This is a genomic window from Methylobacterium sp. FW102-HT35C08 (assembly GCF_058790235.1).
Genome location: NZ_JBYTCL010000002.1, coordinates 2360823 through 2386368, shown reverse-complemented (window position 1 = coordinate 2386368; position 25546 = coordinate 2360823). Strand labels below are relative to the sequence as shown.

General features: G+C 69.7%; 23 protein-coding genes. 14 read left to right on the top strand and 9 right to left on the bottom strand.

Going from position 1 to position 25546, the window contains the following annotated elements:
* The first annotated feature begins 153 nt into the window (after nt 1-153).
* The 3 genes from secY (at nt 154) to AC3WSN_RS11295 (ending at nt 2693) form a co-directional block, all read left to right on the top strand.
* Complete coding sequence (secY, locus tag AC3WSN_RS11305) at nt 154-1500, top strand: preprotein translocase subunit SecY (RefSeq protein ID WP_043387379.1); 1347 nt, start codon at nt 154-156, stop codon at nt 1498-1500.
* Nucleotides 1501-1668: 168 nt separating this feature from the next.
* Nucleotides 1669-2271: an adenylate kinase gene (locus AC3WSN_RS11300; protein ID WP_492538036.1), complete on the top strand. Its 603-nt coding sequence runs from the start codon at nt 1669-1671 to the stop codon at nt 2269-2271.
* Nucleotides 2272-2459: 188 nt separating this feature from the next.
* The gene (locus tag AC3WSN_RS11295; RefSeq protein WP_492538034.1) at nt 2460-2693 is read left to right on the top strand and encodes a hypothetical protein; all 234 of its coding nucleotides are present in this window, start codon (nt 2460-2462) and stop codon (nt 2691-2693) included.
* 10 nt (nt 2694-2703) lie between these two features.
* On the opposite strand, the gene AC3WSN_RS11290 is transcribed toward AC3WSN_RS11295, so the two are convergent.
* A complete protein-coding gene (locus AC3WSN_RS11290) occupies nt 2704-3060 on the bottom strand; it encodes a hypothetical protein (RefSeq protein ID WP_492538032.1) in 357 nt (118 codons plus the stop codon).
* Nucleotides 3061-3313: 253 nt separating this feature from the next.
* On the opposite strand from AC3WSN_RS11290, the gene rpsM reads away from it, so the two are divergent.
* The 5 genes from rpsM (at nt 3314) to rplQ (ending at nt 6927) form a co-directional block, all read left to right on the top strand.
* Nucleotides 3314-3682 (top strand): 30S ribosomal protein S13, encoded by a 369-nt coding sequence (gene rpsM, locus AC3WSN_RS11285; RefSeq protein ID WP_050732928.1) that lies wholly within the window; start codon nt 3314-3316, stop codon nt 3680-3682.
* Between the two features lie 172 nt (nt 3683-3854).
* Nucleotides 3855-4244 (top strand): 30S ribosomal protein S11, encoded by a 390-nt coding sequence (rpsK, locus tag AC3WSN_RS11280; RefSeq protein WP_007557606.1) that lies wholly within the window; start codon nt 3855-3857, stop codon nt 4242-4244.
* A 25-nt stretch (nt 4245-4269) separates the two neighbouring features.
* Nucleotides 4270-5142, top strand: a complete 873-nt coding sequence (locus tag AC3WSN_RS11275) for an MBL fold metallo-hydrolase (RefSeq protein WP_492538029.1) — start codon at nt 4270-4272, stop codon at nt 5140-5142.
* Between the two features lie 108 nt (nt 5143-5250).
* Nucleotides 5251-6270 (top strand): DNA-directed RNA polymerase subunit alpha, encoded by a 1020-nt coding sequence (locus AC3WSN_RS11270; protein WP_492538027.1) that lies wholly within the window; start codon nt 5251-5253, stop codon nt 6268-6270.
* 246 nt (nt 6271-6516) lie between these two features.
* Nucleotides 6517-6927: a 50S ribosomal protein L17 gene (rplQ, locus tag AC3WSN_RS11265; protein WP_192711544.1), complete on the top strand. Its 411-nt coding sequence runs from the start codon at nt 6517-6519 to the stop codon at nt 6925-6927.
* 482 nt (nt 6928-7409) lie between these two features.
* Here the strand turns inward: rplQ and AC3WSN_RS11260 are convergent, their stop codons facing one another.
* Genes AC3WSN_RS11260 through AC3WSN_RS11225 form a run of 8 tightly spaced genes read right to left on the bottom strand, consistent with a single transcriptional unit; the run spans nt 7410 to nt 18684 of the window.
* On the bottom strand, nt 7410-9296 hold the full coding sequence (locus tag AC3WSN_RS11260) for a response regulator (RefSeq protein WP_492538025.1): 1887 nt from the start codon (nt 9294-9296) through the stop codon (nt 7410-7412).
* Nucleotides 9293-11017 (bottom strand): response regulator, encoded by a 1725-nt coding sequence (locus AC3WSN_RS11255; protein WP_492538023.1) that lies wholly within the window; start codon nt 11015-11017, stop codon nt 9293-9295. The genes AC3WSN_RS11260 and AC3WSN_RS11255 overlap by 4 nt, the downstream gene beginning before the upstream one ends.
* Nucleotides 11014-12081, bottom strand: a complete 1068-nt coding sequence (gene cheB, locus AC3WSN_RS11250; RefSeq protein WP_192711541.1) for a chemotaxis-specific protein-glutamate methyltransferase CheB — start codon at nt 12079-12081, stop codon at nt 11014-11016. The genes AC3WSN_RS11255 and cheB overlap by 4 nt, the downstream gene beginning before the upstream one ends.
* A complete protein-coding gene (locus AC3WSN_RS11245; RefSeq protein WP_492538021.1) occupies nt 12078-14315 on the bottom strand; it encodes a hybrid sensor histidine kinase/response regulator in 2238 nt (745 codons plus the stop codon). Before AC3WSN_RS11245 ends, cheB begins: the two co-directional genes overlap by 4 nt.
* Before the next feature lie 13 nt (nt 14316-14328).
* Complete coding sequence (locus AC3WSN_RS11240; RefSeq protein ID WP_492538019.1) at nt 14329-16014, bottom strand: methyl-accepting chemotaxis protein; 1686 nt, start codon at nt 16012-16014, stop codon at nt 14329-14331.
* 33 nt (nt 16015-16047) lie between these two features.
* Nucleotides 16048-16650 carry a chemotaxis protein CheW gene (locus AC3WSN_RS11235; protein WP_492538017.1) on the bottom strand — a complete coding sequence of 201 codons (603 nt, stop codon included), beginning with the start codon at nt 16648-16650 and terminating at the stop codon, nt 16048-16050.
* Entirely contained in the window at nt 16650-18182 is a 1533-nt protein-coding gene (locus AC3WSN_RS11230) for a CheR family methyltransferase (protein ID WP_492538015.1), read from the bottom strand. Before AC3WSN_RS11230 ends, AC3WSN_RS11235 begins: the two co-directional genes overlap by 1 nt.
* 7 nt (nt 18183-18189) lie before the next feature.
* Nucleotides 18190-18684 (bottom strand): chemotaxis protein CheW, encoded by a 495-nt coding sequence (locus AC3WSN_RS11225; protein WP_492538013.1) that lies wholly within the window; start codon nt 18682-18684, stop codon nt 18190-18192.
* Between the two features lie 208 nt (nt 18685-18892).
* Between AC3WSN_RS11225 and AC3WSN_RS11220 the strand changes: the two genes are divergently transcribed.
* From AC3WSN_RS11220 to lipA, 6 genes are all read left to right on the top strand, one after another.
* The gene (locus AC3WSN_RS11220; RefSeq protein WP_192710505.1) at nt 18893-19138 is read left to right on the top strand and encodes a hypothetical protein; all 246 of its coding nucleotides are present in this window, start codon (nt 18893-18895) and stop codon (nt 19136-19138) included.
* A gap of 264 nt (nt 19139-19402) precedes the next feature.
* Entirely contained in the window at nt 19403-20224 is an 822-nt protein-coding gene (locus AC3WSN_RS11215) for a DeoR/GlpR family DNA-binding transcription regulator (protein WP_192710506.1), read from the top strand.
* Nucleotides 20225-20308: 84 nt separating this feature from the next.
* Nucleotides 20309-21841: a glycerol-3-phosphate dehydrogenase gene (gene glpD / locus AC3WSN_RS11210; protein ID WP_492538011.1), complete on the top strand. Its 1533-nt coding sequence runs from the start codon at nt 20309-20311 to the stop codon at nt 21839-21841.
* A 54-nt stretch (nt 21842-21895) separates the two neighbouring features.
* Nucleotides 21896-23401 (top strand): glycerol kinase GlpK, encoded by a 1506-nt coding sequence (glpK, locus tag AC3WSN_RS11205; protein WP_192710508.1) that lies wholly within the window; start codon nt 21896-21898, stop codon nt 23399-23401.
* Nucleotides 23402-23690: 289 nt separating this feature from the next.
* Nucleotides 23691-24422: an MIP/aquaporin family protein gene (locus AC3WSN_RS11200; protein ID WP_192710509.1), complete on the top strand. Its 732-nt coding sequence runs from the start codon at nt 23691-23693 to the stop codon at nt 24420-24422.
* A 125-nt stretch (nt 24423-24547) separates the two neighbouring features.
* The gene (gene lipA / locus AC3WSN_RS11195; RefSeq protein WP_192710510.1) at nt 24548-25531 is read left to right on the top strand and encodes a lipoyl synthase; all 984 of its coding nucleotides are present in this window, start codon (nt 24548-24550) and stop codon (nt 25529-25531) included.
* The last annotated feature ends 15 nt before the right edge of the window (nt 25532-25546 follow it).

Below are 25546 nucleotides of genomic sequence, written 5' to 3'. Positions count from 1 at the left end.
AGCGCGGAGGGTGCGATCTCGGGGACCCGTTGCACGGGCTCCGCGCACCCTTTAAGCCGATCCTTCGAGCGGCGGCCCTGCGACCACGCGGGCCGCCGTTTTTCGTTTCATCCGGGCCCGACCGCCCGGCGACATGTCCAGGACGCGACGCTTATGGCCTCAGCCGCCGAGCAGCTTGCCGCCAACCTCAACTTCGGTGCGATCGCCAAGGCCGATGAGCTGAAGAAGCGCATCTGGTTCACGCTCGGCGCCCTCGTGGTGTTCCGGCTGGGCACGTACATCCCGATTCCCGGAATCGATCCGGAGCAGTTCGCTCGGAACTTCCAGCAGCAGTCGGGCGGCGTGCTGGGCCTGTTCAACATGTTCTCGGGCGGTGCCGTCGAGCGCATGGCGATCTTCGCCCTGAACATCATGCCGTACATCTCGGCCTCGATCATTGTGCAGCTCCTGACTTCGGTGATCCCGAGCCTGGAGGCGCTGAAGAAGGAGGGTGAGTCCGGCCGCAAGGTCATCAACCAGTACACCCGCTACCTGACGGTGGTGCTGGCGCTGGTCCAGTCCTGGGGCATCGCGATCGGACTACAGGGCTCCTCGGCCGCCATCGATCCGGGCCCGTTCTTCCTGGCCTCGACGGTGATCACGCTGACTGGCGGGACCCTGTTCCTGATGTGGCTTGGCGAGCAGATCACCTCGCGCGGCATCGGCAACGGCTCGTCGCTGATCATCTTTGCCGGCATCGTCGCCCACCTGCCGGTGGCGATCGCGGGCGCGCTCGAGCTCGGCCGCACCGGCGCCCTGTCGCCGGCGATCATCCTAGGTGTGGGCGTCGCCGCGGTGGCGCTGGTCTACTTCATCGTGTTCATGGAGCGGGCCCAGCGCCGGCTGCTGATCAACTACCCGAAGCGCCAGGTCGGCAACCGCATGTACGAGGGCCAGACCTCGTTCCTGCCGCTCAAGCTCAACACGTCCGGCGTGATCCCGCCGATCTTCGCCTCCTCGCTGCTGCTCCTGCCGGCCACGGCCGCGAGCTTCTCCGCCAATGGCGGCGCGACCGGCTGGCTCGGCACGGTCACGGCCTATCTCGGCCACGGCACGCCGCTGTTCATGGTGCTCTACGCGGCGCTGATCATCTTCTTCACATTCTTCTACACCGCCGTGGTCTTCAATCCGCAGGAGACGGCCGACAACCTGAAGAAGCATGGCGGCTTCATCCCGGGCATCCGTCCGGGCGAACGCACCGCGGCCTTCATCGACAAGGTGCTGACCCGCATCACGGTGATCGGCGCCCTGTACCTGACGCTCGTCTGTCTGTGCCCGGAGATCCTCTCGTCCTACGCGGCCGCGAGCCTCGGCTTCGGCGGCACGTCCCTGCTGATCGTGGTCTCGGTGACGATGGACACGGTGGCGCAGATCCACGGGCACCTGATGGCGCACCAATACGAGGGCCTCGTGAAGAAGGCCAAGCTGCGTGGCGCCTCGACCACGCAACGCCGCCGCTGAGGCTGATACAGAGGCGGGACGAAGCCAAGCATCCTCCCGTCTCTGGCCCAAAGGTCCGAGTGTTTCCGCGCTCGGGACCCGCTAGAAATTCTTAAATCCGGCGATGCCAGGGAGGCTTCGCCACCGCGGCTTGAGCCCGAAGCGACCGGGCCGAACGAGGACAACGCCATGCGTATCATTCTGCTCGGGCCGCCCGGTGCGGGGAAGGGGACGCAATCCGAGCGGATCGTGCAGCGCTTCGGTATCCCGCAGCTCTCGACCGGCGACATGCTCCGGGCGGCGGTGGCGGCGGGCACGCCGGTCGGCCTTGAGGCCAAGGCCGTGATGGAAGCGGGCGGCCTCGTCTCGGACCGGATCGTGGTCGGCATCGTGGCCGACCGGATCGAGGAACCCGATGCCCGCCGCGGCTTCATCCTCGACGGCTTCCCGCGCACTGTCGCTCAAGCCGAGGCATTGTCCGAGATGCTCGCCAGCAAGGGCTTGAGCCTCTCCACCGTCATCGAGCTGAAGGTGGACGAGAACGCCCTCGTCGGCCGGATCGAGAAGCGCGCGGCAGAGACCCTGGCCCGTGGCCAGGCTGTGCGGAAGGATGATACCCCGGAAGTGTTCAAGCAGCGCCTGGAAGCTTATCGCGCCCAGACCGCGCCGCTATCGGCTTACTATGCCCAGAAGCGCATGCTGAAGACCGTCGACGGCATGCAGCCGATCGACAAGGTCACGGCCGACCTGATGTCGGTGCTTGAGCCGCACGAGGAGCGTGTGACGTCCTGAGCACCTGTTGCGATGGCGGTCCGCTGCGGGCCGGACGGGGACGCAAGGCTGGAGTGGAAGCGAAGCTCTCCTTGCCGCGGAAAAGGCGCTGTCAGGATGATCGCGTCCGACGGCGATTGGGTCGCCCTCGATCCTGAACCTCTCGCGGGCTCGACCGGTTGATTGGCGCAGCACCGATCGGAAACACCATGACCCTGCGCTTCGTCGCTACGACGGTTGTCCTCAGCCTCACGATCGCGCTGCCGGCCCTTCCGGTCGCGGCGCAGAGCCCCGCCCAATCCTTCGTGTACGGGCAGAAGCGGTTCCGCCACGCCTGCCGACCGCCCCTCAAGTTCGCTGCCGGCGCCTGTGTCCGCCGCTGCCCAGGCGGCTACCAGGATTTGGGCAGCTACTGCCGGTTCCGGAATCAGGGCTTCCGCTAAGAGACCCGGATCAGAGTCGTCCTTCCCGGCGCAGGGTACCGAAGAAGTTGACGACGTCCATCGCCAGGGATCGATGGCCGAATAGACGAAGCGGATAGCCCTCGGGGGTGTCCTCGCGCAGCTCGATCATGGCGGTCATGACGTTGTAGCGGAACACCATCCGGCGGCCCGCGAACGTGGCCCAGAGCAGGATCGGCCCGTGATCCGCGCCCTGAACCGCCACGGATCCCGGCTCTGCTTCGGCGAGCACGCCGCCGATCACCGCCAGTGTCACGGGGACGACTTCGTCCAGGGTCTCGGCGGCTTCCCGCAGGACGGCATCGGCGAAGGCCCGCAGGGTCGCACCGTCGCTGGTCAGCAGGGACATCCAGCCTCCTCGATCTCGTGCATCACGGCCCCGGGGCGTGACGCAGGGCGGCACGTCGAACCGGTCATACCACGTTGACATCGGGCCTTCCGCGCGCTAGCAGGCCCTCCTTCGTCCAGCCAAACGATGGTCCGAGGTGCCCTGTCCAGGGCCGCCCGCGGGCCGCGTCGTCGTTTCACGTGCGCAGGGGCCGGCCTCCACCGGACGCGCACGACACCGGCCCGGATCCTCGGGCCCAACATGGAGAGTGATTGTGGCCCGTATCGCAGGCGTCAACATCCCGACCAACAAGCGCGTCGTTATCGCGCTTCAGTACATTCACGGCATTGGCGCCAAGAAGGCCGAGGAGATCACCCAGAAGGTGAACATCCCCGCCGAGCGCCGGGTCAACCAGCTGACCGATGCCGAGGTTCTCTCGATCCGCGAGACGATCGACCGCGACTACATCGTCGAGGGCGACCTGCGCCGCGAAGTCTCGATGAACATCAAGCGCCTGATGGATCTCGGCGCCTATCGCGGCCTGCGTCACCGCAAGCAGCTGCCGGTCCGCGGTCAGCGCACCCATACCAACGCCCGCACCCGCAAGGGTAAGGCGAAGCCGATCGCCGGCAAGAAGAAGTAATTTTTTGGAACTGGGAGGCCGTGCTCAGCTCGGCCTCCTTCTCATCGCGCCAGGTGTCCCCCAACGGACCCGGCGCCGGCTCGACCGCCCTGCCTGGGCGCTCCGGCCAAGTCCCAAAAAGAATCCCGAGCGCCTGGTGTTACGGGCGTGCCTGAAGGAAGAGTGAGAACAGATGGCCAAGGAACCGCAACGCGTCCGCCGCCGCGAGCGCAAGAACATCGTGTCGGGCGTCGCCCACGTGAACGCGTCGTTCAACAACACGATGATCACCATCACGGATGCGCAGGGCAACACGATCTCGTGGTCGTCCGCCGGCGCGATGGGCTTCAAAGGCTCGCGCAAGTCGACGCCGTACGCCGCTCAGGTCGCCGCCGAGGATGCCGCCCGCAAGGCGTCCGAGCACGGCATGCGCACCCTTGAGGTCGAGGTTTCGGGTCCGGGTTCGGGCCGTGAGTCGGCGCTCCGCGCCCTTCAGGCTGCCGGCTTCACGGTGACCTCGATCCGCGACGTGACGTCGATCCCGCATAACGGCTGCCGGCCGCGCAAGCGCCGCCGCGTCTGATCGAAGTCTCGTGACGGAGAAGCTCATGACGGGATCGAAGCCGCTTCCGGGCGTGCTGCGTTGGAACCTCGGCGACCTCACGGTCACCGTGCTCAACGACGGCTGGTTTCAGGCCAGCCTCGATCTCGTCACGGGCATCTCCAAGGAAGAGGCCGGGCGGCTTCAGCTGGCGGGCTTCCGCACCGAGCAGCCCAAGATCACGCTGAACGCCTTCCTGATCACAGGTCCCGGCCTCAAGCCGACCCTGATCGACACGGGCTATGGCGACCTCGCGCCGGCACCGACCCTCGGCCGGGCCGGCGCGGCGCTGTCGCTCACCGGCGTCAAGCCGGAGGAGATCGGCACGGTGCTCGTCAGCCACCTGCACCCCGACCATGTTGGTGGTCTCGTGAAGGACAGCGCGGCGCGCTACCCGAATGCCGAGATCGTGCTGCACGCCGACGAGGCGGCGCACTGGCTTCCGGATGAGGCCCTGGCCCAGGCGCCTGAGGCCGCGAAGCCTTATTTCGAGGGTGCCCGCAAGGCGCTCGCACCCTACGCCGGCAAGGTGCGCGAGCACCGGGGCGGCGAGGTTCTTCCGGGGATCACAGCGGTGCCTCTGCCCGGCCACACGCCGGGCCATTGCGGTTTCCGCATCGTCTCCGGTGGACAGTCGCTGATGATGTGGACCGACGTGGTGCACCTGCCGGCGATCCAGTTCAAGAACCCTGAGGCCGGCGTCGGCTTCGACGTCGACGGCGACCAGGCACGGGAGACGCGCAAGCGGATCCTGGACGAGGTGGCAAGCGAGCGGGCGCTCATCGCCGGCGGCCATCTCGAATTCCCGGCGCTGGGCTACGTGGACCGGGAGGGGGCTGGCTACAGCTTCGTACCGGTGCTGTGGGTCGGCGGCGAGTAACGGCGGACAGACATTCAGGGACCGTTCGGGGCGCCAGGGGGCGGCGCCGGACGGCCGAAGCGCGGGGACGGTCGTCGCGGATCCCGGGCAAGGACGAGAGGTAGGATCGTGGTCATTCAGAAGAATTGGCAGGAACTGATCAAGCCGAACAAGCTGCAGGTCACGACCGGCGACGACCCCAAGCGGGTCGCCACGGTCGTCGCCGAGCCGCTGGAGCGCGGCTTCGGCACCACTCTGGGCAACGCCCTGCGCCGGGTGCTCCTGTCGTCGCTCCAGGGCGCGGCCGTGACCTCGGTGCAGATCGACGGCGTGCTGCACGAGTTCTCGTCGATCCCGGGCGTGCGCGAGGACGTCACCGACATCGTCCTCAACATCAAGACCATCGCGATCCGCTCGCAGACGGACGCGCCGAAGCGCATGACCCTGCGCAAGATCGGCCCCGGCCTCGTCACCGCCGGTGACATCGGCACGGTCGGCGACATCCAGATCCTGAACCCCGACCTCGTGATCTGCACGCTGGACGATGGCGCCGAGATCCGCATGGAGTTCACGGTCGCCACCGGCAAGGGCTACGTCCCGGCCGAGCGCAACCGTCCCGAGGACGCCCCGATCGGCCTGATCCCGGTCGACTCGCTGTTCTCCCCGGTGACCAAGGTCAGCTACCGCGTCGAGACGACCCGCGAGGGCCAGGATCTCGACAAGGACAAGCTGACCATGACGGTCGAGACCAACGGTGCGGTCTCGCCGGAGGATGCGCTCGCTTACGCGGCGCGCATCATCCAGGACCAGCTGCAGGTCTTCGTGAACTTCGAGGATCCGCGCAAGGAAGAGGCCGCGCCGCTCGCGCCGCAGCTGCCCTTCAACCCGGCGCTGCTCAAGAAGGTCGACGAGCTGGAGCTGTCGGTCCGTTCGGCGAACTGCCTGAAGAACGACAACATCGTCTACATCGGCGACCTCATCCAAAAGTCCGAGGGCGAGATGCTGCGGACCCCGAATTTCGGCCGCAAGTCGCTCAACGAGATCAAGGAAGTGCTCGCCGGCATGGGCCTGCACCTCGGCATGGACATTCCCGGCTGGCCGCCGGAGAACATCGAGGACCTCGCCAAGCGCTTCGAGGAGCATTACTAGGTCGCTCGTTCCCCCGCTCCGCCCTCATCCTGAGGTGCCGGAGCGCAGCGGAGGCCTCGAAGGAGGCCTCCAGGGATCGCGCGGCTGGCTGGAGCCCTCCTTCGAGGCCCGCTGACGCGGCCACCTCGGGATGAGGGTTTCGGTTTGGAGTCCCCGCCGCGGGGTCATGCGGAATCAACCGCCCTGTTCTCAGGGCACCCGGCCGTACCGTGGCACGGCGGCCGAGACGAGAAGGAAGCCAGCACCATGCGTCACGGTTATCGCGGCCGTCGTTTCAACCGCACCGCCGAACACCGCAAGGCGATGTTCGCCAACATGTCCGCCGCGCTGCTCAAGCACGAGCAGATCATCACCACCCTGCCGAAGGCCAAGGACCTGCGTCCGGTCGTCGAGAAGCTGATCACGCTCGGCCGCATCGACAGCGTGCACACCCGCCGTCTGGCGATGGCGCAGCTGCGCGACGCCGACATGGTCAAGAAGCTCTTCACGGTGCTCGGCCCACGCTACAAGGGCCGCCCGGGCGGTTACTGCCGCATCATGAAGGCCGGCTTCCGTCAGGGCGACAACGCCCCGCTCGCCGTGATCGAGTTCGTCGATCGCGACGTCGAGGCCCGCGGCAAGGATTCCGGACCGAGCCAGGTCGCCGAGGCCGCCTGATCCCGACCGGGCGTTCCTACGCCCCTGTCGTTCGAGAAGCCGTTCCGGATCCTCCGGGGCGGCTTCTCGCTTTTTGGCTTCTCGTCTGTGCGGGCCGGCGAAGCAATCCAACCCGCGCCATGCCGACTGACTATGCGGATCACCGGCCCGCCTTGCTGCGCTCGCGATGACGATGCGCTGATCACAAAAAACCCGCCGGCTCGCGCCGACGGGTCTGGAGCAGGGTCCACGTCTTGGATGGTCGCGGGAGCTCGCCCTGGCGGCCCGTATCGGACGGGCCGGGAACTCGACCGCGCCGCGCTCCGAAAACCCCTATCCCTGCTGATACGCGTCCGGTGGACCGTCCTGGTCCGGGTCGTTGTCACGCCTGTGGCGCGGGAAGATGCCGTGATCGCTCATGGTCCACCTCCTCATCGTAACCCGGGGCCCACGGGCCCCACATAGGTTCAATGAGCCGGCAACCGGTCGGTTCCCAGGCCCGGTCAGCCAGCCTGTCCGGCCGCGCCGTCGAGCAACGTGGCCACCCGGGCGGCCAGATCGGCCGAGCGGAACGGCTTCGAGAGAACCGGCAGATCCTCGGGGATCTGCATGGCCTCTGCGTGACCGGTCAGGATTAGGACGGGAAGACCCGGCAGCCTGCCGCGGATCTCGGCCGCCAGCTCGATCCCGCTCATGCCGGGCATGGCCAGATCGGCCACGACCATGTCGAAGCGGTCGTGCCGGAGACTTCTGAGCGCGGCCTCGCCGTCGGCCGCCTCGGTGGTGCTGTGCCCGAAGCCCGTCAGGAACGAGGCCGTCACGTGCCGCACCTGCGGATCGTCATCGACGATGAGGATGCGGGCCCGGCGCCCGGCGACCGGAGCTGCGCCGGCCTCCTCGGCAGGCTGCTCGGGAGCTTGGTCGGCGAAGGGCAGGGCCAGCTCGACGCGCGTCCCCTTGCCGACCTCGCTGTCGATCACCAGCCGACCTTTCGACTGCTGCGCCAGCCCGAAGACCATGGCGAGGCCGAGCCCGGTTCCCTGGCCCACGGCCTTGGTCGTGAAGAACGGTTCGCAGACCCGGCGCAGGATGTCTTCGGGGATGCCGGTGCCCTCGTCGGTGACGCTGATGCCGAGATAGCTGCCGTCGGCGATCTCCGGATCGCCGCTGATGTTGAGCCGCCGTGTCGCCACCGTGATGGTGCCGCCGTCCGGCATCGCGTCCCGGGCGTTGATGCAGAGGTTGAGCACGGCGAGTTCGAGCTGGTCCGGATCCACCTGAACCGCCAAGAGGCCGTCCTCCAGGTCGGTTCGCACGGTCACAAGGCCGCCGAGACTGCGTCCGAACAGGTCGCTCATCCCGGTGATCAGGCCATTCACATCCACGGCCCGGGCCTGCAGGTCGTGCGCACGGCTGAAGCTGAGGAGACGCTTGGTCAAGGACGCGCCGCGCTCCGCAGCTCCGCGGGCGTTCTCGATCAGGCGCTGGACCCGCGGCTGGTCGGCAATCTTCGGACCGGCGAGTTCTAGGCTGCCGAGGATCGCGGTCAGCAGGTTGTTGAAGTCGTGCGCGATGCCGCCCGCCAGCGTCCCGAGGGCCTGCATCTTGTCGGATTGGCGCAGGCGCGCCTCCAGAGTCCGCTGCTCGGTCACGTCGCGCTCGATCACCGCGAGATGGCTGATCGCGCCGCTCGGGTCGCGAATCGGCACCCGCGTCACGTGGCTCCACTGCTCGGCGCCCGTCGGGCCGTCGCTGATCAGGCTCTCGGCCACCGCGCCGGAGCGGATCGCGGCCTCGTCCGCCGTCGTTACCGGACCGGCCTTCGCGCCGAGCAGCTCGGCCTCGCGCCGTCCCAGGCAGGCGGCGATGTCGTGATGGAGAAGGGCTGCCTTGCGGGCGTTCAGCCGCACGAACCGACCGTCCGCGTCCTTGAAGCTGATCGCGTCCTGAGCGTGGTCGAGCAGACCCCGGAGAAGCGCCCGCTCGGTGGCGAGGTCCCGTCCGAGTTGGTGCCGCTCGAAGGCCTGCCGAACCGTGGAGCGCAGCAGGCCCGCATCCCAGGGTTTCGTCACGTATCCGACGATGCCGCCGCGATTGAGGGCGGCGATCACCGCCGTGATGTCGGCGTAGCCGGTGAGCAGGATCGCCTGCGCATCGTGAAAGGTGCGCGCTTCGGCGAGCAGCGCGTCGCCGGTCAGGCCCGGCATGCGCTGGTCGGACACCACCACGGCGATGTCGGGCTCCGCGCGCAGGATCTCCAGCGCCTCGGCAGGGCGCGAGGTCGTCAGCACCCGGTAGGACTCCTCGAACAGGTCCTCCAGGGCGATCAGGATATCCGGCTCGTCATCGACGGCCAGGATCGTCCCTACACCTGCCGTACTGTCACTCATGCACTGGCCGCCTGCCGCGGAATCCCGATCACGAAGCAGGCTCCCCCACCTGGGGCCGTCTCCACGGCGAGCGAGCCGCTATGCGCCTGAACGACGCTGTAGGCAATCGCAAGACCAAGTCCCGTTCCCGATCCCACCGGCTTTGTCGTGAAGAAGGGTTCAAAGATCTTCTCGCGCAACGTCTCCGGTATGCCAGGACCAGTATCGCTGATGCGGATCTCGTCAACATCCGGGGATGATTCGGTGACGATGCGAATCGTGCCGCCCTCCGGCATCGCGTCGGCGGCATTGCCCAGGATGTTCATCACCACCTGATTCAGCAGCGCCGGGGTGCAGTGGATCTCGGGCCTGCCCGCGAAGGTGCGCTCGACGACGATCCGGTCGCCGAGCTTGTGCTGGATCAGGGCCAGCACGGTGTCGATCGCCTCCGGCACGTTGACGAGGGCACGCTCACCCTCGTCGAGGCGCGAGAACTTCCGGAGGTTCAGAACGAGATCCTGGATGCGGGTCAGTCCCATCCGCATCGAGCCGACCCGCTGCCGGGCCTTGTCGATGGTACGGGCGGCCGCGTCCGGCGCAGCGTCCGGCAGCTCGCCGAGCAGACGCTCCACCGTGCCCTGATGAGCCAGGATGAAGGCGAGGGGATTGTTGATCTCGTGGGCGATTCCGGCGACCAGCTCGCCCAGCGAGGCCATCTTGGCGGCCTGGACGAGCTTGGACTGCGCGTCGGTCAGTTGGCGGTTGGCGTCGGCGAGGTCACGGTTCGCCTGCTCCAGGGCGTCGGCGAGCCGCGCCCGGGCCTCGGCCGCCTCGGCCTCGGCGCGGGCCCGCTCCACGGCGCGCTCCCGCTCGCCGAACTGGCCGGCGATGCGCCGATCGTCCTCTTCCAAGAGCCGGCGGCGTACGAACCCGCGCACCCGGAGCGCAAGGACCTCGGCATCGGTCTTCGAGACGACGTCATCAGCCCCCGCCGCGTAGGCCTGGACGAGAAAATCCTTGGCCGGATCGCTCCCGGCGATGGCCACGAGGTGGAAGCCGGCGCCGGCCGCCTGACCCGCGCGGCGCTGACTGATCGCTAGGCAGAGGGCGAGCCCGTCATAGGCGTGGCCGAGCAGGTCGACCGTCACGCAGTCGAACGCTTCGGTCCCGTCGGCCGCGTTCAGGGCCGCCAGGGCCGCCTCCGGCCCGTCCGCCGTGGCGACGTGGTGCCCGTCCTGGCCGAGCAGGCCGGACAGGAAGGTCCGGTAGGTGGCGCTGCCGTCGATCACCAGGATGCGCCCGCGGCGGAAGGCGGCCGCGCCCGGCCCTTCGCCGTCGCTCGCCGAGCGGCGCTCGCGCATCAGGGCACGGATGCGCAGGATCATCAGGTCGCGGTCGGCGGATTTCGGCAGGTAGGCGTCGGCGCCGCTCTCCAGCCCCTGACGCTCGCCACCGCTGCCGCCGGTCAGCATCAGGACCGGCAGGGCCCGGGTGCGCAGCGACAGGCGCATCTGCCGGATCAGCTCGTCGCCGTTCATGCCCGGCAGGTGGTAATCCGCCACGACGAGATCGGGCTGGCTGCGGTTGAGGTGATCGAGGGCCGTCTCGGCGGAGGGACAGCGCTCCACCGCGAAACCGTGCGCCTCGAGCAGGAGGCGCAGTTCGAGCGCCTGCGTCTCCGAATCCTCGACCAGCAGGATCCGGGCGGGCTCCTCGGGGGCGCCGGCCTCGGCCGCCGTCACGGACGCGCCCCCGGCTCCACCAGGCGCAGGACGTGGTCGGCGATCCGGTCCAGCGGAAGGACGGATCGGGCCGCGCCGAGCCGTACCGCGGCCGCCGGCATGCCATAGACGACCGCGGTGCTCTCGTGCTCCGCAACAGTCTGCGCGCCGGCCCGGTGCATGTCGGCGAGACCTGCGGCGCCGTCCTCGCCCATGCCGGTCAGGAGCACGCCGATCCCGGCCGCTCCGGCCTGCCGTGCCATGGAGCGGAACAGAATGGTGGCGGCCGGCCGCTGGCCCGAGACGGGCGCAGCGTCGATCACCCGGAGAACCCGGTTCGACCCGATCTCGAGGTGCCGATCCCCGGGTGCCACGTAGACGCGGCCGGGTTCGGCCCGCTCACCGTCCCGCGCCAAGCCGACGGGCAGCGTCACGACGCTGTCGAGCCAGCTGGCGAACCCGTCCATGAAGGCCGGGCCCATGTGCTGGACGACCAGAACCGGCAGGGGAAAGTCCTTGGGGAGCGCGCCGATCACCCGCGCCAGGGCCGGGGGGCCGCCCGTGGAAGCCCCGATCCCCAGGAGGCTCGGCGCCTGCCCGGGAATCTCGACCGGGGTCGCCTGCGCGACGGGCGCGGTGCGGCCGGCCCACTCGGTGCCGATCGGGCGGCGGCGGATCACCGGGACCTGAGCCATGATCCGCAGCTGCGTGCAGATCTCGCCCGCCACCGCCTCGTAGCCGGCATGGGTCGTGGCTACGGGCTTCTCCACCACGGACAGGGCGCCGGCCCGCAGCGCGTTCATGGAGATCCGCAGGGACGAGTCCTCCACGGAATCCGCCACCACCACGATCGGGGTCGGCTGCTCGGCCATGATCCGGCGCGTCGTCTCCAGCCCGTCGATCCCCGGGAGGCGGATATCCATCGAGATCACGTCCGGCCGTACGGTCCGGAGCTTGTCCAGCGCTTCCTCACCGGACGCGACGGCGGCCACGATCTCGAGCCGGGGATCGCGGGAGACGATGTGGCGCAGCAGCTCGCGCACCACGAGGCTGTCCTCCACGAGCATCACGCGAACCGGCGTCATAGGAGTTGCCCGATCGTATCGAGCAGCTGGCGCTGATCGAACTTCTGCTTGGTCAGGTACGCATCCGCACCGAGATCCAGACCTCGGGCCACATCGGCGGCGTCGCCGCGCGACGTCATCAGGATGGTCGGGAGGCGGGCGAAGCGCGGGTCGGACCGCAGCGCCTGGACCAGGCCGAACCCGTCGAGGCGGGGCATCTCCACGTCTGCGAGGACGAGGTCCACGGGCTCGATGTCGGCGCGCAGCCGGTCGAGGGCATCCTGCCCGTCGACGCAGACGACCACGCGGTAGCCGGCGGCTTCCAAGATTCCCTTCTCCAAGGTCCGGGTGGTGATCGAATCGTCGACGACCAAGATCGTCGCGCGCGCGGATGCGCGCGGCGCTGCATGAGTCGTCGAACGTGGAGCCTGCCCCATCGTTCCGGCCGAAGGTGCGACAGCCGCGCGCGCGGCGAGACCGTCCGGGTCGAGGACCAGCACCGGGACGTCTCCGGGCAGCACCGCGGTGCCCGCGATGAGCTCGGGATCGGCTCCGAAATCGGGGGCTGGCAGGACCAGGAGCGGTCGCACGTCGTGCAGGCGATCGACCGCCAGCGCCAAGCGGGTGCCCCCGGCCCGCAGCACCGCGGCCGTGAGGATCTCGGGGTCGGCCGGATCACCGGCCTGGCCGAGGATCTCAGCGAGTCCGACGACCGGGTGGCTCGTCGCGGCCTTGCCCTCGCCGAGCCGGAGCATCGTACGGCCCATCGCGACCGGCAGCTCCGTCCGTCGCAGGCGCAGCAGGCGCTCCACGGCGCCGCCCGGCAGCGCGTAGACACGCCCGGCCGCCTCGACCAAGAGCAGGCTGCGCCGGGCCGCCGACAACGGCAGGCTGAAGACCAGGGCGGTGCCGGCCGGCTCGCGCGGCTCGAGGCGCACGCTGCCGGCGAGCTGGCGCGCCGCATCCGCCGCCACCGACAGGCCGTATCCGCGCCCGGACAGGGTGTCGACGGCGTCCGCCGTCGAGAAGCCGGGCTCGAACACGAGGCGCAGCAAGTGCTCCGCACCGACGGCAATCTCCGGAGCGAGGAGGCCGCGCTCCCGCGCCACGGCCTCAATCCGGGCGAGATCGGGCCCTGGCCCGTCGTCGAACACCGTGACCTGCAGGCGCGAGCCGCGGACGGCGAGATCGAGTCCCAGACCCAGCGCCTCGGGTTTGCCGGCGGCGCGGCGGGCCTCCGGCGTCTGCCAGCCATGGCTCAGGGCGTTGCGCAGGGCGTGCAGCAACGGATCCTTCAGCACCTGCAGCGTGCCGCGCTCGACCGGCAGATCGAGGCCCCGCAGGTCGAGATCCACCTCGCGTCCCTGCTCGCGGGCGGTCTCGCGGAGCGACCGGGCGAGGGGCGCAAGCACCGTCTCGGCCGGCACCAGGGCCAGGCGTTCGGCCGCCGCGCGGACGCGGGACGCGGCACCCTCGATCGCGCTGGTGGCGGCCGCTTGGCGTCGGGACAGATCCGCAGCCTCCCGGGCGAAGGAACCGACCTCCGCCGCGAAGGCGCGCAATCCCGGCTGCTCCGTGGGCGCCTCGGCGGCGAGCGCCTCCGCGCCGGCGCGCAGGTCGCGAGCCAGGCGAGCGAGGCGGGCGAGGCTTTCGGCTGCGGGAGCCCGGGCCGCCAGGGTGCTCGCGAGGTCGTGGCTCGCACGGGCCATCGCGTCTACGGCTTCGCCGGGAACGCGCAGGAAGGCCGTGCCCGGATCGGCCGGCTCGGCCGCGGACTTCTGGACAACCGGCGCGCTCGCGGTGGCCGCAACCGGCGCCGCGGCCGGTGCATCGACGGCCGGTCTGGACGACTCGGCGGCAGCCGGGGCGCTTTCTTGCGCCGCGCCGGGCGGATCGAGGACCCGGCCGAGCGCCGTCAGGGCGTCCGACGGCATCTCCGGGCCGGCCCCGTCCTTGAGCCCGGCGACGTAAGCCTCGACGCGGTCGAGGGCGAGGTGGACGGCGTTCGCCGCATCGCGGTCGAGGGCCGTCGCGCCGGTCCGCACCCTCTCGAACAGGGTCTCAAGACGGTGGGCGACCGCCTCGACGGCCGGCAGATCGACGGCCCGCGACGCCCCTTTCAGGCTGTGGGCACGGCGAAAGACGTCGTTCCAATCCGGCGTGGCGCTGCCGAGCGCCCCGCGGATCGCCGTGACGTGCTCGCGATGCTCGACGTCGAAGGCGGCGAGCAGGAGCTGGCGGATATCCTCGGCCAAGACGCAGCCGGCCTCAGTGCCGGTAGCGTTCGGCGAGGGCCATGAGCGCCTGGGCCAGCTCCGTCAGGTTGGCCGAGGCGGTCTCGACCTGCCGCGTGCCGGCCGCCGTCTGCTGGCTGGCCTGCCGGATGTTCTGGAGCGCGCCCATCACCTGCTCAATGCCGAGCTGCTGCTGGTTCGTCGACGCGATGATCTGCTGGAAGGTCTGGACATTCTCCTCCACCCGGGCGGTGATTTCCTCGATGGTCCGCTGCGTCGTGTCCGAGCGCGTCTTGCCGGCGGCGGCGCGCTTGACCGCCTCCTCGGTGAGCATCACCGACGTGTTGATGCCCCGCTGGATCTCGCCCAGGATCCCGCGCACCTGGCCGGTCGCCGCCTTCGCCTGGTCGGCCAGCAGCTTCATCTCCGAGGCCACCACCGCGAAGCTGCGCCCGCTCTCACCGGCCGCCGCCGCCTCGATCGCCGCGTTGAGCGCCAGCAGGTGCGTGCGCTCCGAGATGTCGTTGACCGTCTCGATGATGTCGCCGATCGTCTGGGTCTTCTCCGACAGGCTCACGATGTTGCCGGCCACCGCCTCGGCCTGCTCGCGGATCGCGTCCATGGCCTTGGCGGTGTCCGAGACGGCGCGCCGCCCCTGGCGGGAGGTCTGGGCGGTGGCCTGGGCGGTGGCGATCACCTCGGTGGCGCGCTTGCTGATCTGCGCGCCCGAATGGGTGATCTCGTCGACCGTGGCGGCGGTCTCCTGCACGGCGGCGAATTGCTGCTCCACGGAGGCGGCCTGCTCCTGGGCCGAAGCGCGGATCTCGGCCGCGGCCGCGTTCAGGTCGGCGGTGGCGGCGCGGTTGGTGCGCGCGAGGTCCGACAGCCCCGCCACCATCGCGTTCAGCGTCGTGCCGAGGCGGCCGATCTCGTCGCCACCGCGCGCGTCCAGCCGTCCCGACAGGTCGCCCTCGCCTACACGGGCCACGAACGCCATGACCGTCTCCAGCGGGCGCACCACCGCGCGGCTGATCAGCCACGTGACGATGATCGCGAGGAGAACGGCGGCCGCCAGCGTCAGGTAGATCGAGAGGCGGGAGCGGTCGTAGACCTCCTGTGCCGCGCGCTGGCCCAGGGCCATGCCGCCGTCCAGCAGGGTTCTCAGGTTCTTGATCCCCTCCAGGAAGGGCACCTGGAGGCGCGTGATCTCGTCGTTGCGCGCCTCGACGGCGGCCGTGTCCTGCTTGAGGATGGCGGCGAACTGGGCCTCGCTGAGGCTTCGGACCTCGCGGAAGGCGCGCTGGACCTCGCCCGCCGCCGCGGCGATGCGGTCCCAGGCGGCGATGCGGTCGGCGGAGGGCGAGAAGGCCCTGTACTCATTGGAAAGCTGAATCGTGGCGGCGAGGCGGTTCTCCACCTGGGTCGCGGTCTGGCGCCACTTCGCCAGCGTGTCCTCCGTGCGGGTCAATTGCCCCTGAGGCTGAGACTGAGACTGCGTCAGCATCGCGATCACCGCGGTGCGGCGCAGGATCCCGAGATCCCGGGCCTCGTTCCCGAGATCGTCGAGTTGGCGCAGCACCGTCATGTCACGCCGCACGATCGCGTCCGTGGTGTCGCGCACCGCCCCGATCTGCTCCAGCGCGTAAAGGCCGAGCGCCACGATCACCACCGTGACGGCAAAGAAGCCGAGGAGGATTCGTCGTCCGATCGAGAGCGTCACGGTCGAGGGTGGCTCCGGTTGAAGCAGCGCCCGTCAGGGCAGGACGCGGCGCAGAAGGCGGGGGAGATCGATGACGACGAAGTCGGGACGGCCGTCGCTCGTTGCCCCGGGGGCATAACCCGAAGCGGCCTCGTTGCCCAATCCATCGGGATCCGCGATCCCCGACGACGCGGCGGAAGATCCGGCGGCGCGGACGATGCCGAGCACCCGGTCGACCGCGAAGGCGAGCGGCTGGACAAGGCCTTGGTGATGGGGCTGTGCGTGGGACAGCGCGCTCCGCAGCACGACCAAGTGCCCCCCGTCGGCCTCCGGATCGGGCGCGGCGTCCGGGCGTCCGAGCGCGCGCGCCAAGCTGAGCACCCCGACAATCCGGCCCGAGAGGGCGACGAGCCCGATGAGAGCCGGCACCGCGCCGGGCATGGGTGTGCACGGGCGCATCGGCAGGATCTGCGCGACGGCGGTCACCGGCAGCCCGTAGCGCTCGGACCCGCAGGCGCAGACGAGATGGTCGACGCCGGTCTCGGATTCCCCTGCGGCCGCGCCGCGCCGGGCGAGGGCGGCGGCGCGTTCGGCGCGCAGGTCCCGGTCCGTCCGGACGCGCTGATGGCCCTTCGGTCCGCTCGATGTTGCCTCCATCAGGATCTCCTGCGGTCGGCGCCGCGGCCACGTACGAGGCCGGCGCGGGCTGCCGCCGCACCGGCCGCGACCTCGCCGGCGGACGCGCCGTCACCCTCGGGCAGCTCCGTATCCGGCCCGAGGGCTTGGCTCAGGGCAATCGCATTGTCGAGGGCGCGGGCGGCCTCGTCCGGGCGGCCCAAGCCGAGGAGCAACAGGCCGAGATGGTAATGGGCCATCACGAAGGCCCGGTCGAGATAGAGCGCCGCCCGCAGCGCGCGCTCGGCCTCCGCGTCACGCCCGAGGGTGCGGGCGAGCAGGCCCTCGTAGAAGCGCAGGGCCGGATCGGTGGGATCTCGATCGAGAGCGGCGCGCAGCGCCCGCCAGGCTGCGCCAGTCTCACCCGCATCCGCAAGGGCGCGGATCGTGTCGATATCGCCTGAAGACGCCGTCTCGGCGCGGGGATCCGCTTCCTCCGGGGCCTGGCCGGCCGGCTCGCTCGTCGGCTTCGCGCGCGAGGCCGGCGCGCGATCCTGGCCATGCGGAAGTGCGTCTGCGGGAACCAGTGCGGCCGCGTCCTCCGGGCTGGCATGCGCGCGTCCATGCGGCACGGCCGGTGCTTCGACGAAGATCGGGACCGGAGCGGCTGGGGGTGGCGGCAGCGCCTCGACGAGGCGGCGGTAGACCACCGTGCCGGGCAGGCTGACGGGTGCAAGGAAGGACGCGAAAGCCGGGCTCGGCTCGGCATGGCCGAGCAGCAGCCAGCCATCGTCCCGCAGCCTGCCGCTGAGGCCGCGCACCACGGCGCTGACGGTACGGGCGTCGAAATAGATCAGCACGTTCCGGCACAGGATGAGGTCGAACACCTCGCCCTGCGGTGGTCCGGGCTCGGTGAGCGTCAGAAGGTTGCCGCGCTCGAACCGCACCAGCGTGCGGAATTCCGGCCTCAGGGCATAGCCGCCCTCGCGCCGGATCCCGGGGGCAGGCGGAAGCCGGGTGAAGTAGCGCAGCCGGTCCTCTAGCGGCATCGTGCGCAGGGCCCAGCGGCCGTACTCGGCGGCGCGCGCCGTGGCTAGCGCCTCCGTGCTGATATCGGTGCCGAGGATCGCGATCCGCCAGTCGGGCAGCGCCTCCCCGAGAAGCTCCCGCACCAGGATCGCCAGGGAATAGGGCTCGGCCCCCGTGGAGCAGCCCGCGCTCCAGATCCGCAACGAGCGCTCGGAAGCCCGCGCCTCGATCAGCGCCGGCAGGATCGTCTCCCGCAACGCCTGGAACTGCTCGGCGTAGCGGAAGAAGAAGGTCTCCCCGACGGTGATCTCCGCCTCGAGACGCGCCCATTCCGCCTCGCCCTGGGCGCCATCCGACAGGAGGGCGGTGTAGGCGGCGCAGTCGGTGGAGCCGGATGCGCGGAAGCGCCGCCGCAGGCGCTCGATCAGCAGATCGTCCTTGTCGATGTAGTAATGGTGGCCGGTTCGCGCGATGATCCGTGCCTTCAGCGCGGCATAGGCCGGGTCGGCGCCCGGATCGGGGCGGGGCGTACCCGAACGTGGCATCGGGCGGTCAGGCGGTCTGCGGCAGCGCGGCGAGCCGTTCGGCGGCGGCCTGCGACAGCGCGGCGACCCGGGCCTGTTCCTGCGCCGTCAGGAGCCGCTCCGGCGCGAGCGCGTGGATGAGGCGGTCGCCGAGGACGAGCTCGGCCGCGACACAGCCGTTGAGCGTCCCCTCCGCCTCGACCGGCCGGATCGCGGCCTCGGGGACGGTCACGAGGTCGGCGGCCCGATCCACGAGATAGGCGTGCGGCGCGGCGCGGGTGAGGACGAGGTGCGCGTAGAGGCCGGCCGCCGACACGGCCGGACGCAGCCCGAGCAGAGCGGCCAAGTCGATGACCGGGATGGGCGCGCCGCCGAGATTGAGGAAACCGATGAGCCATCCCCCGGCAGCGGGCGGATTGTGCAGATCCGGAAGCGGCAGAACCTCGGCCACGGCCGCACGGGGCAGGGCGCAGGGCGTGCCGGCAACGTCGAGGACGAGATAGGCCGAACCGTTGCTGGCCACCGCCACTCGCTCCCCCCTTATCCGGTCGCGGCCGAACCGGGACGGCTCGCGACATAGGCCGTGTTAACGCTCCCGGCAATGATCGGGTCCGCGGCGCATGTTCAGGCGGAACCAAGTCTTGTCTGAGCCGCTTATTTTCCGACGCAGCGGAATCGCACCTGACGAGGTGCGCGGCCTCGCCTGCGCCGGTCTACGCCAGGGATTGACGATGAAGAAACTTCTGATCGCTGCCGCGTCGCTGACGCTGCTCGCGGGCTCCGCCTACGCCCAGGGCAACTCGCCCTACAATTCCTCCGGCTCGCAGGCCGGTGGCCCGCGCGGCGGCATGGAGCGGGCAGCGGAAGGCGCCGCGATGGAGCAAGGTGCCGCCCCGGCCGCCCGGCCGATGATGCGCAAGCGCATGAAGCACAAGCGGATGATGAAGCATCACCGCCGGATGCGCCATCACATGTAATCACCGTCGGGCCTCGTCGCGCTGAGCGGCGTCGCCCATACGGCTGGCCTGTCGCGACTGCGGCAGGCCTTTTTTGTGCCTGTTCACAGGCCAGAAGCCGGCGGAGCAGCCAAGCAGCATAATGCAGCCGGCTCGCCGGTTGCCGGACACGATAGGGCGGTTCAAGCTCGCGCGAACCCGGCATCGACCGAAGGATGTTCGGAAACGAACACGGTTCGATCCGCGGTAGCGTATCTGGGGAGCGGGGAACCGCGGGGAGGATCGATGTCACGACCGCTCGACCGGAGATCCGAGGACAGGATCGAGGCGACCGGTGTCGAGGGGCGGCGCAGCGCCATCGTGGCCTCGGTACGCCAGCGGGGCTTCGTCACCATCGAGGCCCTGGCGGCGCAGTTCGGCGTCACCGTGCAGACGATCCGCCGCGACCTCAACGAATTGAGCGCCGAGGGTCGCCTCGAGCGCTACCGGGGCGGCGGCGGCCTGCCGTCGAGCGTCGAGAACATCGACTATGCCGACCGGCGCGTGACCCTGCTGCCGGAGAAGACCCGGATCGGTCGCCTGGCGGCAAGCCGGATCCCCTCGCACTGCTCGGTCTTCATCAACATCGGCACGACGCCGGAGGCGGTCGCCCGAGAGCTGACCCGTCACGACGATCTCAGCATCATCACCAACAACCTCAACGTTGCGATCTCGCTGGCGGAACTGACGGAGTTCCGCATCGTGGTGGCCGGCGGCACCGTGCGAAACCGCGACGGCGCGGTGCTCGGCCAGCTTACCTGCGACACGCTCAGCCAGTTCCGCGTCGACGTGGCGGTGATCGGGATCAGCGGCATCGACGCCGACGGGGCGCTCCTCGACTACGATTACGAAGAGGTTCGCGCGACGCAGACCATCCTGGCGCATGCGCGGAAAACCTTCCTGGTCGCCGACCACACCAAGTTCACCCGCCGTCCGATGGTCCAGGTCGGGCGGCTGGACCAGGTCGACACCTTCTTCACCGACCGGACGCCACCCGCCGAGATCGTCGCATTGATGGACCGTCAGGGCGTTACGCTGGCCGTGGCCGAGAGCGGTAGCGAACCCTAACGAACACTCGTTTTTTCGCTTGCGAAAATCCGTGGCAGGCTCAATATATCTCCAACCCGCCGCCAGGGCGGGACAGGAGGAACCATGGCGGCAGCAACGCGCCAGCCCGAGCCGTCGGACGCCTACGATCTCCTAGTCGTCGGTGGCGGCATCAACGGCACCGGCATCGCCCGGGATGCCGCCGGCCGCGGCCTGTCGGTCCTGCTGGCCGAGCGCGGCGATCTGGCCGGCTTCACCTCCTCATCCTCGACGAAGCTGATCCACGGCGGCCTCCGCTACCTCGAATATTACGAGTTCCGCCTCGTTCGGGAGGCGCTGGCCGAGCGCGAGCGGCTTCTGCGGCTCGCCCCGCACGTGATCTGGCCGCTGCGCTTCGTCCTGCCCCATGACGAGGGCCTGCGCCCGGCCTGGATGCTGCGGCTCGGCCTGTTCCTCTACGACCATCTCGCGCGGCTGCGGACGCTGCCGGGCTCGCACGGGATCGATCTGCGCAGTTCCGCCTACGGCGCCCCGCTGCAGAAGCGCCTGAACCGGGGCTTCGTCTATTCCGACTGCTGGGTGGAGGACAGCCGCCTCGTGGTGTTGAACGCCATGGATGCCCGCGAGCGCGGTGCCACAGTGCTGACCCGCACCGGTGTCGTCTCGGCGCGGCGCGCGGGTGACGGCTGGGTCGCGACGCTGCGCGATGAGCGCGGCGGGGCCGAGCGGACCGTCCGGGCGAAGGCCGTGGTCAACGCCGCCGGCCCCTGGGTGAGCGCGACGCTCGGCGGCACGCTCGGAATCAACAGCCGCGCGGCGGTGCGCCTGATCAAGGGCAGCCACATCGTGGTGAAGCGCCTGTTCGAGGGCGACCAGGCCTACATCCTGCAGCAGCCCGACAAGCGCATCATCTTCGCGATCCCCTACGAGCGGGACTTCACGCTGATCGGCACCACCGACGTGCCCTACGACGGCGAGCCCGGCCCGGTCTCGATCTCGGACGCCGAGACCGACTACCTCTGCGGCTGCATCAACCGCTCGTTCGACACCACGATCACGCCAGCCGACGTGGTCTGGAGCTACTCGGGCGTGCGCCCGCTCTACGACGACGCGGCCGAGAACGCCTCCGCGGTGACCCGCGACTACGTCCTCGACGTCGAGGACCAGGGCGGGACGGCCGCGGTGCTCTCGGTGTTCGGCGGCAAGATCACGACCTACCGGCGGCTCGCCGAGCACGCGCTGGAGAAGCTGAAGCCGTATTTCCCGCACCTCAAGAAGGCCTGGACCGGGGACGCGGTTCTGCCCGGCGGCGCCATGAAGGATGCCGACTTCGATCAGTTCCTCGCCAAGCTGAAGGCCGAGAAGCCGTTCCTGCCCGACGAGACCGCCCGGCGCCTCGCCCGCGCCTACGGCACCCGGGCGCGGGACATCGTCGGGACGGCGCAGTCGATGGCGGATCTCGGCGAGGCCTTCGACGGCGGGCTGACGGCGGCCGAGGTCGATTACCTGCGCACCGAGGAATGGGCGGTCACCGCCGACGACATCCTGTGGCGCCGCTCGAAGCTCGGCTTGCGCACGAGCCCGGAGAGCGCCGCGCGCCTGGCCGCCTATCTCGATCGCAGGGCCGAGGCAGCCTGACGATTTCGGACCCGTTCCGGCGCAGACCGACCGGGCATAACAGGGGAGGGAACGATGAGCCGTTACGTCGGGGCCATCGATCAGGGCACCACCAGCAGCCGCTTCATCGTGTTCGACCGGGAGGGCAGCGTCATCGCGCTGGCCCAGGCCGAGCACGCGCAGATCTATCCTGCGCCCGGTCATGTGGAGCACGACGCGTCCGAGATCTGGGCCAAGACGCAAGGGGTGATGCGCGAGGCGCTGGAGAAGGGCGGCCTGCAGCCCTCCGACCTCGCCGCGGTGGGCATCACCAACCAGCGCGAGACGACGGTGATCTGGGACCGGACGACCGGCAAGCCGCTGCACAACGCCCTGGTCTGGCAGGATACCCGCAACGACCGGCTCGTCGCCGAGTTTGCCCGCGACGGCGGCCGCGACCGGTTCCGCGACCTCACCGGCCTGCCGCTGGCGAGTTATTTTTCGGGTCTCAAGCTCCGCTGGCTGCTCGATCATGTCGAGGGCGCCCGCGAGAAGGCCGAGGCCGGCGACGTGCTGTTCGGCAACATCGACACGTGGCTCGTCTGGAACCTCACCGGCGGCACGAACGGCGGCCTCCACGTCACCGACGTGACCAATGCCAGCCGCACGCAGCTCATGTCGCTCAAGACCTTGGAATGGGACGACGGCATGCTGAAGACCTTCGGCATCCCGAAGGCGATGCTGCCGAAGATCGTCTCGTCGAGTGAGGTCTACGGCGAGACCAAGGCGCCGTTCGCGGGTGTGCCGATCGCCGGCATCCTGGGCGACCAGCAGGCCGCCCTGTTCGGCCAGACCTGCTTCGCTCCGGGCGAGGCCAAGAACACCTACGGCACCGGCTGCTTCGCGCTGATGAACACCGGCGAGGAGCCCGTTCCCTCGAAGGCCGGCCTCGTCACGACGCTGGCCTATCGTCTCGACGGCCAGAAGCCGGCCTACGCGCTCGAAGGCTCCATCGCCATCACCGGCGCCCTGGTGCAGTGGCTGCGCGACAACCTGCACATGATCAAGGATTCCGCGGAGGTCGAGACGCTCGCCACCACGGTCGAGGACAATGGCGGCGTCTACTTCGTGCCGGCCTTTTCGGGCCTCTACGCGCCGCACTGGAACGAGGGCGCCCGCGGCCTGATCATCGGCCTGACCCGCTACGTCAACCGCGGCCACATCGCCCGCTCGGTGCTGGAGGCCACCGCCTTCCAGACCCACGAGGTGCTGGACGCGATGGCCAAGGATTCCGGCATCCCCGTCAAGGAGTTGCGCGCCGACGGCGGCATGGTCGCCAACAACACGCTGATGCAGTTCCAGGCCGACATGCTCGACGTGCCGGTGGTGCGCCCGAAGGTGGCCGAGACCACCGCGCTCGGCGCCGCCTACGCGGCGGGTCTCGCGGTCGGCTACTGGAAGGGACTCGACGACCTCAAGCGCAACTGGGGCGTCGACAAGCGCTGGACGCCGAAGATGGATGCCGGCCGGCGCGAGACCATCGCCGCCGCCTGGAGCCGGGCGGTGCAGCGCTCCTTCGACTGGAAGACCGACGAGGATTGACGGCATCGCCCTCGGACCCGTGTGCACGGCGTGCGGCCCGAGGGCCTCGTGACCACCTCCATCACACCCGCGACCTCATCCTGAGGTGCGGCGAAGCCGCCTCGAAGGAGGGGTTCAGCCAGCCGCGCGATCCCTGGGACTCGCCTTCGAGGCCTTCGCTGCGCGTCGGCGCTTCACGATGAGGGAGGTGGATGGGATCCGCGCAGATATCAGTGACCGCCTCCGGCGATCACACGCTCGCACAAGCTTTGGAATCTCACAAAAAGCAGCGAACGGGGGAGACAGGACGATGACATCACCCTTCCTGGGCGAATTCCTGGGCACGATGACCTTGATCGTGCTCGGCGACGGCGTCGTGGCCGGCGCCCTGCTCAAGCATTCCAAGGGCGAGAACGCCGGCTGGATCGCCATCACGGCGGGCTGGGCCTTCGCGGTCCTCGCCGGCGTGTTCGTGGCCAACGCCACCGGTAGCGCCGATGCCCACATCAACCCGGCGGTCACCGTGGCGGGTGCGGTCAGCTCCGGCGATTACAGCAAGCTCGCCACCTACATCCCGGCCCAGATGCTCGGCGCCTTCGTGGGCGCCGTGATCGTCTGGCTCCACTACCTGCCGCACTGGGGCGCGACCCAGGATCCCGGCCTCAAGCTCGCCTGCTTCTGCACCGGCCCGGCGATCCGGGACGCGAAGGCCAACTGGCTCTCCGAGATCATCGCGACCTTCTTCCTGATCCTGACCATCTCCGCCCTCGTGACCACCACGCTGGGCTCAACCGGCGCGATCCCGCGGGCCGTCGCGCCCTATATGGTCGGCATGCTGGTCTGGGGCATCGGCCTGTCGCTCGGCGGCACCACCGGCTACGCCATCAACCCCGCCCGCGACCTCGGGCCGCGCGTGGCCCACGCGGTGCTGCCGATAGTCGGAAAGGGCACCTCCGACTGGGGCTACGCGCTGATCCCCGTCGCCGCACCGTTGGTCGGGGCGGTGCTCGCCGGGCTGTTCGTCCGGGCGCTCGGGATCTGACGGAACGACCACACCCTCAACCGCCGCGGGGCGGCCCGGCGTCGCGGTGGTTTGCGGCGCGCGGCCTTGAGCCTTAAGTCAGGGCGATCCCGACCGCGCCCCCGGGCGCTTCCCCGCGGTGTGGCATGGCCATCGTCCTCGACATTCTGAAGAACGATCCGCGCGCCGCGCGCCTGCGCCATCCCGAGAAGGCGCACCGGCCCGACCAGCCGGTCCAGGCCAAGAAGCCGGACTGGATCCGCGTGAAGGCACCGGGCTCCAAGGCTTGGACCGAGACGCAGAAGATCGTGCGCGAGCACGGGCTCGTTACGGTCTGCGAGGAGGCCGGCTGCCCGAATATCGGCGAGTGCTGGGAGAAGCGGCACGCCACCTTCATGATCATGGGCGACACCTGCACGCGGGCCTGCGCCTTCTGCAACGTGCGCACCGGCCTGCCCGACGCCCTCGACCTGGGCGAGCCGGACAAGATCGCCGATTCGGTGGCCAAGCTCGGCTTGCACCACGTGGTCATCACCTCGGTGGACCGGGACGACCTGAAAGATGGCGGCGCCGAGCACTTCGCCCGCACCATCGCGGCGATCCGGCGGGCGAGCCCCGGCACGACCGTGGAGATCCTGACCCCCGACTTCCTGCGCAAGGACGGCGCGCTCGAGGTCGTGGTCGCCGCCAAGCCGGACGTGTTCAACCACAACCTGGAAACGGTGCCGGCCAAGTACCTCACGGTGCGGCCGGGCGCCCGCTACTTCCACTCGGTGCGCCTGCTGCAGCGGGTGAAGGAGCTCGACCCGGCGATCTTCACCAAGTCGGGCATCATGGTCGGGCTCGGCGAGGAGCGGAACGAGGTCCTCCAGCTCATGGACGACCTGCGCTCGGCCGACGTCGACTTCCTGACCATCGGCCAGTACCTGCAGCCCTCGAAGAAGCACCACGAAGTCGTGCGCTTCGTCCCACCCGACGAATTCAAGGCCTACGAGACCACCGCCTACGCCAAGGGCTTCCTGCTGGTCTCGGCCACGCCCCTGACGCGTTCATCGCACCATGCGGGCGAGGACTTTTCGCGACTTCAGGCGGCGCGTCTGGCCAAACTGTCGCCCGCGCTCTCGGCCTGAGGAAATCCGAACACG

What these genes read in the sequence shown, in the direction of transcription:
- AC3WSN_RS11235 (WP_492538017.1), bottom strand. Translation starts at nt 16,650, where the DNA reads ATGGAGGCAACATCGAGCGGACCGAAGGGCCATCAGCGCGTCCGGACG.
- secY (WP_043387379.1), top strand. Translation starts at nt 154, where the DNA reads ATGGCCTCAGCCGCCGAGCAGCTTGCCGCCAACCTCAACTTCGGTGCG.
- AC3WSN_RS11275 (WP_492538029.1), top strand. Translation starts at nt 4,270, where the DNA reads ATGACGGGATCGAAGCCGCTTCCGGGCGTGCTGCGTTGGAACCTCGGC.
- AC3WSN_RS11300 (WP_492538036.1), top strand. Translation starts at nt 1,669, where the DNA reads ATGCGTATCATTCTGCTCGGGCCGCCCGGTGCGGGGAAGGGGACGCAA.
- AC3WSN_RS11230 (WP_492538015.1), bottom strand. Translation starts at nt 18,182, where the DNA reads ATGCCACGTTCGGGTACGCCCCGCCCCGATCCGGGCGCCGACCCGGCC.
- glpK (WP_192710508.1), top strand. Translation starts at nt 21,896, where the DNA reads ATGAGCCGTTACGTCGGGGCCATCGATCAGGGCACCACCAGCAGCCGC.
- AC3WSN_RS11215 (WP_192710506.1), top strand. Translation starts at nt 19,403, where the DNA reads ATGTCACGACCGCTCGACCGGAGATCCGAGGACAGGATCGAGGCGACC.
- rplQ (WP_192711544.1), top strand. Translation starts at nt 6,517, where the DNA reads ATGCGTCACGGTTATCGCGGCCGTCGTTTCAACCGCACCGCCGAACAC.
- AC3WSN_RS11290 (WP_492538032.1), bottom strand. Translation starts at nt 3,060, where the DNA reads ATGTCCCTGCTGACCAGCGACGGTGCGACCCTGCGGGCCTTCGCCGAT.
- AC3WSN_RS11260 (WP_492538025.1), bottom strand. Translation starts at nt 9,296, where the DNA reads ATGAGTGACAGTACGGCAGGTGTAGGGACGATCCTGGCCGTCGATGAC.
- cheB (WP_192711541.1), bottom strand. Translation starts at nt 12,081, where the DNA reads ATGACGCCGGTTCGCGTGATGCTCGTGGAGGACAGCCTCGTGGTGCGC.
- AC3WSN_RS11295 (WP_492538034.1), top strand. Translation starts at nt 2,460, where the DNA reads ATGACCCTGCGCTTCGTCGCTACGACGGTTGTCCTCAGCCTCACGATC.
- lipA (WP_192710510.1), top strand. Translation starts at nt 24,548, where the DNA reads ATGGCCATCGTCCTCGACATTCTGAAGAACGATCCGCGCGCCGCGCGC.
- AC3WSN_RS11200 (WP_192710509.1), top strand. Translation starts at nt 23,691, where the DNA reads ATGACATCACCCTTCCTGGGCGAATTCCTGGGCACGATGACCTTGATC.
- glpD (WP_492538011.1), top strand. Translation starts at nt 20,309, where the DNA reads ATGGCGGCAGCAACGCGCCAGCCCGAGCCGTCGGACGCCTACGATCTC.
- AC3WSN_RS11220 (WP_192710505.1), top strand. Translation starts at nt 18,893, where the DNA reads ATGAAGAAACTTCTGATCGCTGCCGCGTCGCTGACGCTGCTCGCGGGC.
- rpsK (WP_007557606.1), top strand. Translation starts at nt 3,855, where the DNA reads ATGGCCAAGGAACCGCAACGCGTCCGCCGCCGCGAGCGCAAGAACATC.